At 61.5% G+C, this 15,538-nt stretch carries 16 protein-coding genes; 8 read left to right on the top strand and 8 right to left on the bottom strand.

All coding sequences use genetic code 11. From position 1 onward, the window contains the following. Window positions 1-21 precede the first annotated feature (21 nt). Window positions 22-606: a peroxidase-related enzyme gene (locus ACO06O_RS06120; RefSeq protein ID WP_421877374.1), complete on the bottom strand. Its 585-nt coding sequence runs from the start codon at window positions 604-606 to the stop codon at window positions 22-24. 383 nt (window positions 607-989) lie between these two features. On the opposite strand from ACO06O_RS06120, the gene ACO06O_RS06115 reads away from it, so the two are divergent. Next, entirely contained in the window at window positions 990-1,610 is a 621-nt protein-coding gene (locus ACO06O_RS06115; protein ID WP_421877372.1) for a hypothetical protein, read from the top strand. 355 nt (window positions 1,611-1,965) lie between these two features. Here ACO06O_RS06115 and ACO06O_RS06110 read toward each other — a convergent pair whose 3' ends face one another. Continuing rightward, entirely contained in the window at window positions 1,966-2,832 is an 867-nt protein-coding gene (locus tag ACO06O_RS06110) for a TauD/TfdA dioxygenase family protein (RefSeq protein ID WP_421877369.1), read from the bottom strand. A 106-nt stretch (window positions 2,833-2,938) separates the two neighbouring features. On the opposite strand from ACO06O_RS06110, the gene ACO06O_RS06105 reads away from it, so the two are divergent. Next, the gene (locus tag ACO06O_RS06105; protein WP_421877366.1) at window positions 2,939-3,865 is read left to right on the top strand and encodes a LysR substrate-binding domain-containing protein; all 927 of its coding nucleotides are present in this window, start codon (window positions 2,939-2,941) and stop codon (window positions 3,863-3,865) included. Between the two features lie 6 nt (window positions 3,866-3,871). On the opposite strand, the gene aroC is transcribed toward ACO06O_RS06105, so the two are convergent. Next, window positions 3,872-4,954: a chorismate synthase gene (gene aroC / locus ACO06O_RS06100; RefSeq protein ID WP_421877364.1), complete on the bottom strand. Its 1,083-nt coding sequence runs from the start codon at window positions 4,952-4,954 to the stop codon at window positions 3,872-3,874. Then, on the bottom strand, window positions 4,954-5,796 hold the full coding sequence (fabI, locus tag ACO06O_RS06095) for an enoyl-ACP reductase FabI (protein WP_421877362.1): 843 nt from the start codon (window positions 5,794-5,796) through the stop codon (window positions 4,954-4,956). The genes aroC and fabI overlap by 1 nt, the downstream gene beginning before the upstream one ends. Before the next feature lie 149 nt (window positions 5,797-5,945). Between fabI and ACO06O_RS06090 the strand changes: the two genes are divergently transcribed. Beyond that, complete coding sequence (locus ACO06O_RS06090; RefSeq protein ID WP_421877360.1) at window positions 5,946-7,373, top strand: YihY family inner membrane protein; 1,428 nt, start codon at window positions 5,946-5,948, stop codon at window positions 7,371-7,373. On the opposite strand, the gene ACO06O_RS06085 is transcribed toward ACO06O_RS06090, so the two are convergent. Then, window positions 7,370-8,281, bottom strand: coding sequence for a DnaJ C-terminal domain-containing protein (locus tag ACO06O_RS06085; RefSeq protein WP_421877358.1), 912 nt, complete (start codon window positions 8,279-8,281; stop codon window positions 7,370-7,372). The genes ACO06O_RS06090 and ACO06O_RS06085 overlap by 4 nt on opposite strands. 93 nt (window positions 8,282-8,374) lie before the next feature. Then, window positions 8,375-8,878, bottom strand: a complete 504-nt coding sequence (locus ACO06O_RS06080) for an RT0821/Lpp0805 family surface protein (protein ID WP_421877355.1) — start codon at window positions 8,876-8,878, stop codon at window positions 8,375-8,377. A gap of 189 nt (window positions 8,879-9,067) precedes the next feature. Between ACO06O_RS06080 and pdxH the strand changes: the two genes are divergently transcribed. The 4 genes from pdxH (at window position 9,068) to ACO06O_RS06060 (ending at window position 11,881) form a co-directional block, all read left to right on the top strand. Then, on the top strand, window positions 9,068-9,664 hold the full coding sequence (gene pdxH / locus ACO06O_RS06075) for a pyridoxamine 5'-phosphate oxidase (protein WP_421877353.1): 597 nt from the start codon (window positions 9,068-9,070) through the stop codon (window positions 9,662-9,664). An 85-nt stretch (window positions 9,665-9,749) separates the two neighbouring features. After that, window positions 9,750-10,652, top strand: coding sequence for a cation diffusion facilitator family transporter (locus ACO06O_RS06070; RefSeq protein ID WP_421877350.1), 903 nt, complete (start codon window positions 9,750-9,752; stop codon window positions 10,650-10,652). Then, complete coding sequence (locus ACO06O_RS06065; RefSeq protein ID WP_421877347.1) at window positions 10,645-11,421, top strand: SDR family NAD(P)-dependent oxidoreductase; 777 nt, start codon at window positions 10,645-10,647, stop codon at window positions 11,419-11,421. The genes ACO06O_RS06070 and ACO06O_RS06065 overlap by 8 nt, the downstream gene beginning before the upstream one ends. A gap of 25 nt (window positions 11,422-11,446) precedes the next feature. Further along, window positions 11,447-11,881, top strand: a complete 435-nt coding sequence (locus tag ACO06O_RS06060; RefSeq protein ID WP_420417295.1) for an acyl-CoA thioesterase — start codon at window positions 11,447-11,449, stop codon at window positions 11,879-11,881. Window positions 11,882-11,896: 15 nt separating this feature from the next. On the opposite strand, the gene ACO06O_RS06055 is transcribed toward ACO06O_RS06060, so the two are convergent. Both ACO06O_RS06055 and ACO06O_RS06050 read right to left on the bottom strand, forming a co-directional pair. Further along, window positions 11,897-13,714 (bottom strand): sensor histidine kinase, encoded by a 1,818-nt coding sequence (locus ACO06O_RS06055; RefSeq protein WP_421877345.1) that lies wholly within the window; start codon window positions 13,712-13,714, stop codon window positions 11,897-11,899. Window positions 13,715-13,767: 53 nt separating this feature from the next. Then, the gene (locus ACO06O_RS06050) at window positions 13,768-14,484 is read right to left on the bottom strand and encodes a hypothetical protein (RefSeq protein WP_421877342.1); all 717 of its coding nucleotides are present in this window, start codon (window positions 14,482-14,484) and stop codon (window positions 13,768-13,770) included. A gap of 246 nt (window positions 14,485-14,730) precedes the next feature. Between ACO06O_RS06050 and ACO06O_RS06045 the strand changes: the two genes are divergently transcribed. Then, window positions 14,731-15,519: a DUF4197 domain-containing protein gene (locus ACO06O_RS06045; protein ID WP_421877339.1), complete on the top strand. Its 789-nt coding sequence runs from the start codon at window positions 14,731-14,733 to the stop codon at window positions 15,517-15,519. Window positions 15,520-15,538 lie beyond the last annotated feature (19 nt).

The following is a 15,538-nucleotide window of genomic DNA, read 5'->3' as shown; positions in this document are numbered from 1 at the left end:
TTGCCCCATTGGTCTTTCCGCTCAGGCGTCATCGCTTCTGTTCATCCGGTGATAGGCGCTGTTCGGCATCATCTCCAACCCATGCGCCATGCGGTTCGTGTAGTTGAAGAAGGCGGCGGTCTCGACGATCTCCCAGATCGCGTTTGCGTCGAAGCCCAGATCCATCAATACCTCCCGGTCTTCCGCATCGATGTCGTTCGGGGCCTCGGTCAGCGCCCAGGCGTAATCCAGCATCGCCATGGTGCGGTCGTCCAAATCCGCGACCCGGTAGTTCAGGGCGATCATCTCCCCCAGTTCCGGATCCCCGGACAGGGCGCGAACCTGCTGACCGTGGGCCACAAGACAGTAGTAACAACGATTGCAGGACGAAACGACGACGGCGATCATCTCGCGCTCCAGTTTGGTCAGCGCGCCGTCGGACAGCATGATCTCGTTGTAGCTGTCGATGAAACGGCGCAGTCGTTCCGGGCGGAAGCTGTAGGATCGCAGAACATTGGGCAGCAGGCCCAGTTTCTCGCGGCAGATGTCGAAGTATTTGCGGATGTCCGGATCCAGATCGTCCTCTTCCGGAACCGGCAAGGCGTGAACGCTGTCGCGTGACGGCATGACGGGCAACCCCTTCGGTCGTTGGATCCACGCCCGAAGGTCTACCCGTTCCGGCGAGTTTGTCCCAGCGCTTTCTTGCCCGCCCTACCGTGAAACGACGCAGAGTTCCGGACAGGAGACCGCGGAAATCCGCCACGCGTGCCCTATGGTTTTGGACCGTTCCGACGAAATTCCTTGAGACACGACGTCACGCGCGGTCGAGACAGTCACCGTCCGCTTTCAGTTGTGAGGCGGACGGTCCAGTCGCCGGACGAGAAAACGCGACTGTAGCCAGGAACAGACTCTACTGAAATCTGAAAGAAGTTTGCCGTCTCACGTCATTTTGTGCCAACGACCAACGTCTTAGGCCGGTAGATCGGAAGTCGGAGGACAAACTCTGGATTTTGGATTTTCTGGGCGACACTGCACATTTTTCAATGGCCTTGGATCAATTAAGATTGACCCCGTTTGAAGGGCGGTTCCTTGCTTTGTTCCAGACGACGAGAGGTAAGAGGGTGTGGATGCTTAACCTAAGACCAGGAATACTCCTAAAGGGTTTGGTAATTGCTTTGCTGGTTGTGTTTGGGTCTCAAGCTCAAGCAGGTCGGCCGATGCCCTGGCTTGAAGGTTTGGAAACTCTACGGCTCAAGATTGGTGTCTCTGAGGATCCGAAGTGTCCAATCGAGAAGGAAGGATACTACAAAACAAAATTCACGAACAATATAATAAATAATTTCGACCTGAATGTGAAGGAAAGCGATGATGTAGATATTGTTTTTTATTTTGTTTTCGCTTCAACTTCTACAGTTGGTGGAGAATGTGTTTTGCGTGCAGCGATAAGGGTGGAGCAGGTAATGGAGGAAGAATTACTGCGTCACAATGATCAGACAATGAATCCTGTTATAGTCATGTTTCACGAAGATTCGTTGATATTTACCACCTCAGGTGCATCAAAAGAAGAAAGTCGTGGTATTTTCATGGATTATATAGACTCTATTTACGAGGAAATTGAAGGAAATAGATAGAAGTCGGGGTTAATTTAATAAATTCGTCAATTGAAATGCGCCCATTCTTCTTAAGAAAAACCTGATCGATATCAACTGCGAGGAACAAACTTTGTTCTGCCCCACTCTAGTGGTCCAACCCGACTGGTAGTGTCGGAAGCATTCAGGTGCGAAGAAGAATGCATCTAAGTCCGTTTCGGGTCAGGCACGGTCTTTCGGGCATGGGCGGCGGATCGTCCGGTAGGCTTGGCTAGCGGACAGGACGAGAACCGGGAGGCGATCTGCGGCCGCGTTAGACGGGCCGTCGAGACCGGCCTGATGCGTCAGGAATTCCGGACCTATGAGTCGGAATTCCGGCGCCATGCGTCCTTTCCCCCTACTCGGCGGCGGCCATGGCCGGTTCGGTGAACGGACGGGAGCGCTTGTCGGCGATGACCGTGACACGGCGCATTTCCCGTTCCTTCGGGAAATGGTCGCCGGTCGCCATATGCTGGGTCGACCAATTGTCCCAGACCGCCAGCATGTCCGGCTTCCAGCGGATACGGAGCTGATGGCGCGGCTGATGGATCAAATCGTAGATCACATTCAGTAGCGCCGTACTCTCGGACTTGGTCAGGCCCAGAATGCGCGTCGTGAAGGCCTGGTTTACATAGATGAAGGGCCGGCCGCTGGACGGATGATGTTTGATCACCGGATGGTCCGTGTTCCGGTTGCGGATGGCGTCGGTCATCAGCATATCCGCCCGGTCATGATGCCCCATCTCACGCAGATAATCGAAACCCTTGTCCATGCGGTGCTCGGCCATCAGCCCCGCCAAGAGGGTGCGAACGGGTTCGGACAGCGCGTCATGCACGGCGCGCATGTCGCAGAACAGGGTATCGCCGCCGGCATCCGGGATGATCTTGGACAGCAACAGCGACACGAAGGGCGGGTTGGCGTCGCAGCTGATATCCGTATGCCACTTCTCGCTTTCCGGCGGATTCTTGGCGTCGTTTCGGATGATCATGATGTTCTCGAAACCATCCGGCGTCGGATAGAGCGGATGTTTCGGGGCCAACGGTCCGAAGGCCTCGCCCAGCGCCAGATGCGCCTCGGAGGTCAGCGGCTGATCGCGGAACAGCAGGACCGCGCGGTCCATCATGATCTCATACAAGTCCGCCGCCTGGTCGGCCGACAAACCCTTGCCCAGATCGATCCCGTCGATTTCGACGCCGAAGCTGGCCGTGATCGGGGTGACGCGCATTTTCAATCCCTCCGCTGTAAAGCAAAGCATGTTGGATTTGGCGATCCTATGACTTTCCAATACGCTGTAAATTAACGTTTTCTATAATCAGACATTTGGAATTCGTATGGCATATCTGGAAAAGCGCCTGCCGCCCATGAATACGCTGGTTGCCTTCGAAGCCGCGTTCCGGCACCGCAATTTCACCCGCGCGGCGGAAGAACTGCACCTGACCCAGGCCAGCGTCAGCCGGTTGATCCGGCAATTGGAACAAGGCCTTAACACCAGATTATTCGAGCGCGGCCGCCGTGATGTGACCCCGACGCCGGCCGGGGAGGTTCTGGCGGAGACCGTGCGCCGGACGCTGGGCGACCTGGCCATGACGGCGGACCTGCTGCGCGGGGAAAGCCGGAACAGCGAGACCCTGACCGTCTTTTCGGAACTGGTGGTGGCCAGCCTGCTGATCGCGCCCTGTATCGGCGCGTTTCAGCACCGCTACCCGGACCTGACCATTCGCGTCTTCACGTCTTCGGAACCGTTGGAGGCGTTCGACAAGGACTTCGATGTTGGACTGCGCAGCGGCCGATGGGCGGAACATTCCTATCTGATCGAGCCCGTCGCCGACGACGCCATCTTCCCGGTCTGCGCACCAAAACTGTTGCAGGGCCTGGGCGGCGAGGTCACGGCGGAGACAATCCTATCCTGCCCCCTGCTGCACCTGGCCCAGGCCGGCGGTCCCTGGCCCGACTGGAAACACTTCCTGCACCATATCGGCGTGTCCCCGCCCCCAACCCTGAAGGGCCCGTCGATCAATTCCTATGACGTGCTGCTGGATTTCGCGGAGAATGGCGAAGGCTTGGCATTGGGATGGGCACGATCGGTCAAGGCGCGGATCGACGCCGGACGCCTGGTGCGTATCCCCAACATGCTGCTGCCCCTTCCCGACCACATCGCGGCGCACTATTCCAAACGCGCGCGCCCGAACCCGATCGCCCGGGAATTCGTCGCCCTGCTGAGGGAAACGGCCAGTCCGTTGGATGCTTTTTCGGGTTGAATTTGGTCAGCCGCACTGGCCGCGGTGGCGCAGCAAATGGTCCAGCAGGGTACAGGCCATCATTGCCTCGCCCACCGGCACGGCGCGAATGCCAACACAGGGATCGTGGCGCCCCTTGGTCACGATATCGGTTTCCCGGCCGTCGGTCGTGATCGTGTCGCGCGGCGTCAGGATGGAACTGGTCGGCTTGACCGCGAACCGGACCACAACCGGCTGTCCGGTCGAAATCCCGCCCAGAATGCCGCCGGCCTGATTGGACCGGAACAGCGGCTTGCCGTCATTGCCGATGCGAATCTCGTCGGCATTCTCTTCGCCCGAAAGGGCTGCCGCGCCGAAACCGGCACCGATTTCGACGCCCTTCACCGCATTGATCGTCATCATCGCGCAGGCCAGGTCGGAATCGAGCTTCCCATAGATCGGCGCGCCCCAGCCCGCCGGGACGCCTTCGGCTACGACTTCGATGACGGCGCCGCAGGACGATCCGGACTTGCGCACGCCGTCCAGGTAGTTCGCCCATTCCCCGGCGGCGACCGGATCGGGGCAGAAGAACGGGTTCTCGTCGACCTCGGACCATTTCCAGCGCGCACGGTCGATGACATGCGGGCCCATCTGGACCAGTGCGCCGCGAATGGACAGGCCGGGCACCAGACATTCCAGCGCCTTGCGCGCCACGCCGCCGGCCGCAACGCGCATCGCCGTCTCACGCGCGGAGGAACGCCCACCGCCACGATAGTCGCGGATGCCGTATTTTTCCCAGTAGGTGAAGTCGGCGTGCCCCGGACGGAACTTCGCCGCGATTTCGGAATAATCCTTGGAGCGCTGGTCGGTGTTTTCGATCTGCAGCCCGATCGGCGCGCCCGTCGTCAGGCCGTCGAACACGCCCGACAGGATACGAACCTCGTCCGCCTCGCGGCGCTGGGTCGTATAGCGCGACTGGCCGGGGCGGCGCTTGTCCAGGAAGGGTTGAAGATCGGCCTCGCTGAGGGGGATTTTCGGCGGGCAGCCGTCGACGACACAGCCGATCGCCGGCCCATGGCTTTCGCCATAGGTCGTCACCCGGAACAGATGGCCGAAACCATTATGGGACATTACCCGGCCTTCTTGTTCAGCCCGGCGAGAAGATCCGACACCGCCTCGGCCTGATCCACGGCGACCATACCGACCGTGTGATAGCCGCTGTCGACATGGTGCACCTCGCCGGTGACGCCGGAGGACAGATCGGACAGGAAATACAGGCCGGCGCCGCCAACCTCGTCGATCGTCACGTTACGGCGCAGGGGCGAATTCAACTCGTTCCATTTCAGGATATACCGGAAATCGCCGATCCCGCTGGCTGCCAGGGTCTTGATCGGACCGGCGGAAATCGCGTTCACCCGGATGCCGGACGCCCCCATATCGGCGGCCAGATAGCGCACGGAAGCCTCCAACGCCGCCTTGGCGACGCCCATGACGTTATAGTGCGGCATCACCCGCTCTGCGCCGTAATAGGTCAGGGTCAGGATCGACCCGCCCTCGGCCATCATCGGCGCGGCGCGCTGGCATAAAGCGGTCAGCGAATAGCAGGAAATGTCCATGGTCCGCAGGAAATTGGCCCGGGAAGTCTGAAGGTAATGCCCCTTCAGCTCATCCTTGTCCGAGAACGCAATGGCGTGAACCATGAAATCGATTTCGCCCCAGGCGTCCTTCAACGCCGCGAAGATCGAATCCATGCTGGCCTCGTCGGTGACATCACAAGGCAGCACGATCTTGGACCCGACGCTGTCCGCCAGCGGTTTGACCCGCCGCTCCAGCGCCTCGCCCTGATAGGTAAAGGCCAGTTCGGCGCCGGCATCCGCGGCGGCCTTGGCGATGCCCCAGGCAATGGATTTATCGTTCGCGACGCCGAGAATGACACCGCGCTTGCCTGCCATCAGGGATTCCGACTGGCTCATGCCCCCACACTCCAAAAATGTAACCGATACCGCCCGTCCGGAAGGTGCGCCATCCTATAGGGACCCTTCCGATCCGTCAAAGCGAAGCCCCCCTATCGAAAGGCGGCTTCAACCCGCTATACTAACTCAGGCAGCGATGGGAAAGCCGTATGAATGACAGTACAGGACGGGCGGGGCCGCCCGGGTCAAGTTCCCCAAAGCGGGGCATCGATATCATTGAGGGATTTCGCCGGATAATCGGCTTCGGATTATACGCGGCGGCGCGATTCGTCATGGATGGATGCCAGCAACGGGCGGCGTCGCTGACCTTCACGTCGCTGCTGGCGATGGTGCCCTTGCTGGCGGTCAGCTTCGCGATCTTCGCCGCTTTCCCGGCCTATGATTCGCTGAAATTCGAAGTCCAAACCTATCTGTTCGAACAGTTCGTCCCGTCCGTCGGATTGGAAGTGCAGTCCTATCTGGAAAGCTTCACCGAAAAGACCGGCCAGCTGACGGCGGTCGGCATCGTCTTTCTGGCGGTCAGCGCCGTCATGCTGCTGATGAGTATTTCCTCGACCTTCAACCAGATCTGGCAGGTGAAGCAGACCAGGGGCCTGATTTCCCGGCTTCTGGTCTTCTGGGCGGTGCTGACCCTGACCCCGATGCTGTTCGGCGCGTCGATATCGCTGTCCAGCTATCTCTTCGCCGCCGCCCGGGCCAGCGGCGTCGAATCGGTGACCGGCAATCTGACGAATTTCGCCTTCGTCGTGCCGTTTCTGCTGCAGACGGCGGGCCTGGCGATCCTTTATCTGGTCATGCCGAACTATCCGGTCCGGCGCCGGGACGCCCTGATCGGCGGTCTGGTGGCGGGCATCATGCTGGATGTGCTGAAGCGTGGCTTCGGGCTCTACATCACCTATTTCCCGACCTATGAGACGATCTATGGCGCGATGGCGACGGTGCCGATCTTCCTGGTCTGGGTGTACCTGAGCTGGATGGTGGTTCTGTTCGGCGCGGAAATCGCCGCCGGCCTGCCCGAATGGCGGCATGGTGCGCGCAGCCCCCGGCGCGAAAACCTAAGTCCCCTGATCCGCCTCACCGCGACCTTGTCGGTCCTGAATGCGCTGCTGCGCGCATCTTCGGAAGGTGTCACCCTGTCGGAGCGGCGCCTGCAGCGCAGTTCCAAGATCGGTCCCTTGGCCTTGGGGTGGGTTACTCGCACCTTGAAGAAGAAGCTGTATATCGCGCGCACCGAAAAGAACGGATGGGTTCTAAGCCGCGATCTGGGCGGGGTCAGCCTGTCGACACTCTATGTCGATCTCGGGATCGATCTGGGCGGCCGCATGCCCGGCGGTCAGTTGAACACGGCCTGGGGTCAGCGTTTCGCGGAAATCCTGAACGAGTTGGAGCGATCGCAAAACGACATCATGTCGACCGACCTGAAGACCCTGCTGTCCCCGCCGGCCGTCGGTGACGAACCCTTGCCGGCGGAAGATGAAGACGAGGATGAGACAGTCGGGACCGGTTCGACGAAGAAATCGTTCAACGCCAAGGTCCTGGCGCTGATCGGTCTTGGGACGCTGGGACAGGCCGGCTAGGGCTTGTCCAGCCCGGCGCGTTTCCGGACGTCGTAGTCGAAATCCTTTGACCATTCCTTCACGAAATCGACCAGCGCCTTGTCCGGCTTGTCCGGCAGGACGACCGACAATTTGACGAACTGATCGCCGGATAGGCCGGGACGCGGACTGATCCCCTTCCCGCGCAGGCGAAGGGTGGTGCCGGAATTCGACCCGGTGGGTACTGTCACCGCCACATTTCCGTGGATCGTCGGTACCGTGATCTTCCCGCCCAGCACGGCCTCGGCCAAGCTGACCGGAACATCGACGAAGATGTCATTGCCGTCGCGTTCGAAGAAGCGGTGTGCGTCGACCTGGACCTCGATGAAGGCGTCCCCGGCCTCGCCGCCGCCCATGCCGGGCATGCCCTGGCCGCGCAGGCGCAGGGTCTGACCGTCCTCGGTCCCCGGCGGAATCCGCACGTCCAGGCTCTTGCCGTCATACAGATTGACCCGACGCGTCGTGCCGCGCGCGGAATCCAGAAACGAGACCCTGAGGGAGTAGTTGACGTCCTTGCCCTTCATCCGGACGGTGCGGGTGCGCGCCCGATTCCGGCCGAACAGATCGGCGAAAATGTCTTCCGCGCCGTCGCCGCCAAACCCGCCGAATCCCCCGAAGCCGCCACGCCCGCCATGGGCGGCGCTGCGTTGGGACCCGTCGGCGTTGATCTCGCCCCGGTCGAACTGAGCGCGCTTTTCCTTGTCCCCCAGAATGCCGTAGGCCTGGGAGATTTCCTTGAAGCGCTGTTCGACGATCGGGTCGTCGGGATTGAGGTCCGGATGGAACTCTTTCGCCAAACGGCGATACGCTTGTTTGATTTCGTCCGCGCTCGCCGTCTTCTTGACGCCGAGCACGTCATAGGGGTCCTTCATACCGGTCCTGACGCTCATGCTACCTTGCTGCTCCCAAACACGCCGGGCGCGACTGGCGCCCGGCGCATAACTTAAGCAAGATTCGTTCCGGCGGCCGGAATTGTCCAGGTATTAGCTGACGATTTTCCAGGAACCATCCGCCTGACGGCAGGCCGTTCCATAGGCTTCTTCGGATTTTCCGCCAATCGTCACGGTCTGCGTGAATTCCCGGCACGGCTGGCCGCTTTCGGTATTGTAAGTCTCTTGCGGGGTGACCGTTCCGGAATGCCCGGTATTCGGATTGACCCAGCTGGACGTCGAATTGTCCGGCTGCTTTTCCAGCGCCGTCTGTGTGGTGTCGTGCATCTTCATCTTGTCGACATCGTCCAGCGACCGGCCGATCGAGGAGCCGACCAGGCCCCCAAGAACCGCGCCGGCACCGACGGCGACCAGTTGCCCGGTGCCCTTGCCCAGCTTCGACCCCAAGACGCCGCCGATCACGGCACCGCCGACGGTCCCGATCGTTTCCTTGTTGCCGGCGCCTTCACAGGCGCTCAGGCCCAAACCGGCGACCAGCGCCAGCGCAACGGCTTTCGCCGCACGACGGGGGGGCTGGTGAACACTGTAACTCGTCATCTTCCCTTCTCCTGTTAGGCTGGCCCTCGCCATCCTGATCGGGCGGTCCAACGCGCCGATGCCCCATCAGGACGCGCCAATTTCGAAATTCCGTCGCGAAGTCTTCGGAACCGATTTCGGCACGCTTCATTGAGGCCGTGCGGTTCGACCGCTATATATCAACCGATCCCACCTCTATATGGCGCAGATATGACCGATTTTAAAGAGACCGACCCCTACGCCCTGTTCGCATCGTGGATGGCCGAAGCGGAAGCATCGGAACCCAACGATCCCAACGGGATGGCCCTCGCAACATCAGACGCGCAAGGACGCCCTTCGGTTCGCATGGTGCTGCTGAAAGGCTATGATGAGACCGGATTCGTCTTCTATACGAACCTGGAAAGCAAGAAGGGCACCCAACTGGCGGAGAACCCCAACGCCGCCCTGTTGTTCCATTGGAAAGGCCTGCGTCGGCAGATCCGGGTCGAAGGGTCCGTGACCCCCGTCAGCGAGGCCGAGGCCGATGCCTATTTCCACAGCCGGCCACGTCAGAGCCAGATCGGCGCCTGGGCCAGCGACCAGTCGCGCCCGTGCGAAGGCCGGTTCGAGTTGGAAAAGCGCGTCGCGACCTATGCCGCCAAGTTCAATATCGGCACTGTGCCGCGCCCGCCCCATTGGTCGGGTTTTCGGATCGCCCCGCGCTATATCGAATTTTGGAAGGACGGGAAGTTCCGTCTCCACGACCGCCAGATCTTCCGCCGGGAGGACGAGGCCGAGCCGTGGACGATCGAACGCCTGTTCCCGTAAGGGAATGAGCCGCCCAGAACAAAATGACCGGGCGCATACCGATCCCGTCCGAACGTTATTCAGGGGGCACGCCGAAACACAGCGTTTGCTGCGCCTTGCGACCTATGCCTCGGCCGCGACCGCGACACTTCTGATCGCCGCCAAATTGGTGGCCTGGTTCATGACGGATTCCGTCGCGATCCTGTCGAGCCTGATCGATTCCCTGTTGGATCTCGGCGCGTCCCTGATCACGTTGCTGGCCGTCCGTCAGGCCATGGTCCCGGCGGATTCCGAGCATCGGTTCGGCCACGGCAAGGCGGAGCCCCTCGCCGCCATCGCGCAGGCCGGGTTCATCGCAGGGTCCGCCGTCCTGCTGATGATCGAAGCGGTCGGGAGGTTGATCGACCCGCGCCCCATCGCGGCGACGGAGGTCGGTCTGGCGGTCATGGGCCTGTCGATCATCGCGACCTTCGCACTGGTTGCGTTCCAGCACTATGTCATCGCCCGTGCCGGATCCGTCGCGATCAAGGCGGATTCCGCCCATTACCGGGCGGACCTGGCCGCCAATCTGGGCGTCATCGCGGCGCTGGCGGTCAGCGGCTACTTCGCCCTGCCCTTCGTCGATGCGATTTTCGGGGTCCTGATCGCGATCTATATCGCTTACAGCGCCTGGGCCGTCGGATCGGAATCGCTGCAAATGCTGATGGATCGGGAATTGCCGGACGAGGATCGGGAGAGAATCAAGAAAATCGCCCTGTCCTATCCGGATGTGGAAGGTGTTCACGATCTGCGGACCCGGCGGGCCGGCCCGGACACGTTCATTCAAATGCATCTGGACTTCAACGGGCAGTTATCGCTGAATCGCGTGCACGCGACCGCCGACGCGGTCGAAAAGGAAATCATGGAAGCCTTCCCGGACGCGGAGGTCCTGGTGCACGAGGACCCGGTGACACCCAAGGCATCAAGCGGCGCGCCGCAACAAATGGAACCCGACAAGACAGATGAGTAGTCCAGAAGCCAGAAGAACCGTCATCCTGACCGGCGCCAGCCGGGGCATCGGCCATGCCACCGTGCAGCGCTTTTCCGACGAAGGATGGCGGATCATCACCTGTTCGCGGGAGGGGATTCCCGACCATTGCCGCGCTGATCCGAACTGGACCCACCATATTCCGACCGACCTCAGCGATCGGGACGATGTTGCCGCCTTCATCCGGGCCGCGAATGACATCGTCGGGGACGAACCGATCCATGCCCTGGTAAACAACGCCGCCGTCTCGCCCAAAGCGTCCTTCAAGGAACGGCTGGGCTGCCTGAACGGCGATTTGGACAAGTGGCGGGAAGTCTTCGAGTTGAACTTCTTCACGCCGCTGACCCTGTGCCGCGGATTTGCCCGCGCCCTGGGCCGTGGTGCCCGGAAAGGGCCGGCCGGCAATACCGGCGGCGCGGCCATCGTCAACATCACCTCGATCGCCGGGCACGCCATCCATCCATTCGCTGGCTCCGCTTACTCGACCTCAAAGGCCGGCCTGTCCGCCCTGACCCGCGAATTGTCCGTCGAATTCGCGCAATTGGGCGTACGGGTGAATGCGGTCGCTCCGGGCGAGATCGAAACCGAGATGATCGGCGAGGAATACGAACCGCTGATCGCACGCATTCCGATGCAGCGTATGGGCAGCGCCCAGGAAGTCGCATCTTGCGTCTACCGCCTGTGCGGCGACGATTTCAGTTACGTCACGGGAACGGAAATCTTCGTGACGGGGGGCCAGCATCTCTACTGATCCGAACCAACCGAGGAGGACCTTTATGAGCGTATGGACCGAAACCTTCCGGGGCGCCGTGATGGCGTCGGAATACGATCCCGAATCCTCGATGAATTCCCGCCTCTATATCGAGCGGTTCGACCAGGCGACTTGGTTCCTGATGCACACGATCGGCGTCACGCCGCGCAGCATCCGCCAGCAGGGCCGCCGGGTCGCTGTGGTCCGGCAGAATTTTCAGTATGTCCGCGAGTTGCGCGGCGGCGAACTGGTGCGGATCGAAAGCGGCTTCATCGCGGTCGGCCGCAAACATCTGCGCTTCCTGCACCGGATGTTCGATGTCGAAAGCGGCGCGTTGATCGCCACCTCGGACGTGACCGCGGTTCAGGCCAGCCTGGAAACCGGCACGACCGTCGCCTTGCCGGACGATCAGACGGCCAAGGCACAGGAACGCACGATCACCGACGCCGAAATCGACTGACGCCCGTCGTAGCGTTCAGATCGACAATCTTTCCCGCAGCGTCCCGGCAATGCCCACCCGCTCGGGCGGCAGGATGACCGTTACGGTCGTACCCTCTTCCGGGTGGGAGCGCAGCCGCAACGTACCGCCGTGCAGCTCCACCAGCATCTTCGCCAAAGGCAAACCGAGCCCCGCCCCTTCATGCGACCGGTCCAGCCGTGACGAAATCTGACCGAAGGGCGCCAGAGCCGTCGCAATGTCCGGTTCCGCGATCCCGATCCCGGTATCGGAAACGGCGATAGACAGGCCGCCATTCTCCGTCAGGGCACCGTCGATACGCACCCGTCCGCCTGTCGGCGTGAACAGCACGGCGTTCTTCGCCAAGTGTCCCAGAGCCTGGCGCAGCTTGATCTCGTCGCCCCAGACCTGGGGCAGGCCTTCGTCAATGGCGAAGGATACGGCGACACCGGATTCTTCCGCCAATGCCGATACCTGATCGACCACCGCCGCTGCGATCCGCCTGATATCGATTGACGTTTCGTTCAACTCCTCGCTGCGCCCCTCGATACGGGCATAGGCGATGATGTCGTTGACCATCTCCAACAAGCGCTGGCCACTGTCATGGATCATCTTGGCATAGTCGACATAGTCCGGCGCGTCGATCGGGCCGTGTGCCTGGTCCCGGATCATGCCGGAGAACCCGATGACGGAGTTCAGCGGCGTGCGTAATTCATGCGTCACCCGCGCGACGAAATCGGATTTCGCTTCGGCCGCTTCCTCGGCCGCCTTCAAGGCCAGAGTCTGGGCCCGGTGCGCGGCGTCCAAGGCTGCCGTCATCTCATTGAAGCGCATGGCTAACGCCTGTAGTTCCGTGACCGCCATACCGGTAGAGATCGGCACGGAGACATCGGAGCGGCCTTCGGCCAGCCGATCCGCCGCCGCGGCGACGGCGCGCATCGGCCGCGCGATTACCCCGCCGATCAGCCAACCGACGATCCCGGCGATTCCAGCGCCGAGTGCGACAATCCCAAAGGCGGAATTGCGTACTTCATCCGCCCGTGCCTCCAGCTCCCGCAACGGCTGCGGGATCATGACGCCCCACCCCGTCATGGGGACCGTCGTAAATCCGGCGATCATATCCAACTGCGCGGCCGGGGAGAAGAACTGGGAGACTCCCGTCTCCCCATCCATCATGCGGGCGACGGCGTCGACCTTGGCGATGTTCCGGACTTCGTCTTCCCAGGCCTTGTTCGGATGTCCCAGGACATTGCCGGCGGAATCGACGATGGCCGCATGCCCGCCTTCGCCGAAAGCAATGGCCTGCTGGGTCTCGCGTAGGTATTTCGTGCTCAACTCGCCGAGCGCCAGGAGGTTCGGCCCCACCTTTTTGGTCAGATAGATCGCCGGAACGCCGTTGGGGTTCAGCGTCGCATCCGAGAACATCATCCGGCCCAACGCGCGCTCCGCCCGGGCGATATATTCGTCCAGCGGCGGCAGGGAAATCGAACTGAGGCTGGTGGAGGTTGCGGTCGAGACCGAAATGACCCGCTGGCTGTCCACCTCGATCAGGCAGATATGGCGGAACTGAAGCGATTCCAGCAATGCCGACAGATGCTCCGACCCACCGGAGTTCGGATCGGATTCGACGACATGGGAAAACACCGCCGCCACATCATGAGCATAACGGTCCAGGGCACGACTGAGGTTCCGCGCCAGCAGCAAATGCCGATCCTCGACCTCGGCGATTTCCCGGTCCAGCGCGGAGGCGCTGACCCAGGACGCCCAGGCGGCCAAAGGAACGATCGCCGCGACGATAAAGGCGCCGGCTAGAATTCCGCGAATGCCGAGTTTCACGACGGATTCCGACTCAATTGACGATCCTCCTCCCCCGAGAAGGGAGACACTATCTATGCCGCGCTTCGTCGGCGAAAGCCAAGAAAACCCGCGGCAACGAGAGCAACCGCAACCAGAATGGACAGCCAGAATCGCTGAAGCTGCAGCGCGTCGCGTTCCGCCTCAACCCGCGCCAGCGCGTTTTCGGTTTGCGCTGTCTCCGCGTCTCGCGCTTCCAGGGCCGTCCGGGCGCCGTCGAGAGACTCCTTCAGTTCTTCGGTCTCCGCTCGAAGACTTTCTAGCGCCGCTGCCTGATCATCCCGCTCACGCAGTGCAAGGTTCAATCGGTCGATCTCGGCCCGCGCTGCCGCAAGGTCCCCCTGCAGCGCTTCGATCGAACTGCCGGAGTCGCTTACCCGCTCCTTGAGCTCCAAAATCAGGCTGTCTTTTTGGCGCAAGGCAGCTTCGCCGGCATCCGTCGCCGCATCCGCTTCCGTCTGGGCGGCGGACAGGGCACTTTCCAGACCGGACAGGGCCGCAGCCTGATCCGTCAGGCGCGTGGACAGGGCCGCGGCCTCGTCCGACTTGGCCTTCAAATCGGCCTGCAGCGCATCGAGCGAGGCACCGAGACTGTCCAATTGCGTCCGTAGCGTTTCCAACGCCTCCACCGCTTCCCCCGACAGGGTCGGTTCGTCCTCCGTGCCAGACTGTGCGGTCGCGGCACCTGGCATACCGCCCAAGGCCATTCCCAGCGCCATGGCGGCGATCATGTTTCGGATCGAAATGGACACCTTTTCGGTCTCCCCAGACTGTTGAACATCGACTGCCGGCAGCGTCGCATCACGAGAACGCGCCATGTTGCGGACAGTCTAACGATAAGCGGCAGGCGGGTCATCCACCGGGAAAACTTTAAGCAATTCCATCGATATTCCTTATCCCCGGCATTTCATTTTCGCCCTTGGTTGGATTAACATGGAACAGGGTGGACAACATGGGCGCGCCGAGGCGACGCCATCGGGAAAGGAAGAATCTGGGCCATGAGCGGCATGAACCGACACGCGGCGCGACGCCGCCATTCCGGTGCGAGAGTTTCCGCAATCCTCCTGGCGCTGATCTTGCCATTGGCACCCTGCACAGCCGGTGCGACGTCCCTGTTGGACAGTGCCAAATCCTTGCTGAACAAGAATCTGGGGCAGTCCGGATCGGATGCGGGATCGGCCCTGGGCGGCGGCGAGATCGCAGAGGGGCTGAAACAAGCCCTGGAAGTCGGCAGCAAGCTTGTCGTCGACAATCTGGGCGCGGTCGACGGGTTTAACACCGATCCCGTCGCGCATATTCCCCTGCCGCCCGAATTGCAAAAGGCCCAGAAACTGATGGCAAAGGTCGGTCTGGGCGGACTGGGCGACGAGGTTGAACTGAAAATGAACCGCGCCGCCGAATCCGCAATGGACGAAAGCGGCGAAGTGGTGCTGAACGCCATCCAGGCCATGACCCTGGACGACGCGAACGGCATTCTACAGGGGCCGGACGATGCGGCGACGCAGTACCTGCAGCGGGTCGGCGGCGACGATATCAAAAGCCGCATCCGCCCCATCGTCGAACAGGCCCTGGCGGAAGTCGGTGCCATCGACGCCTTGGACCGCATGATGGAGGGCTATGACACCCTGCCCTTCGTGCCCAATGTCAAAGGCGACCTAACGGAACACGCAACCCAGAAGGCCTATGACGGCCTGTTCCACTATATCGCGGTCGAAGAGGCGGCGATCCGCGAGAACCCGGCGAAACGGACCACGGAGCTGCTGCAGCGCGTCTTCGCGCAGCAGTAAGCGCACCGGTCCTTCTTTC

This window comes from Pacificispira sp. (genome assembly GCF_965228185.1).
Taxonomy (GTDB): domain Bacteria; phylum Pseudomonadota; class Alphaproteobacteria; order UBA8366; family Aestuariispiraceae; genus Pacificispira.
Note: the sequence above shows the minus strand (reverse complement) of the source record. Positions and strands in the feature narration are given on the sequence as shown.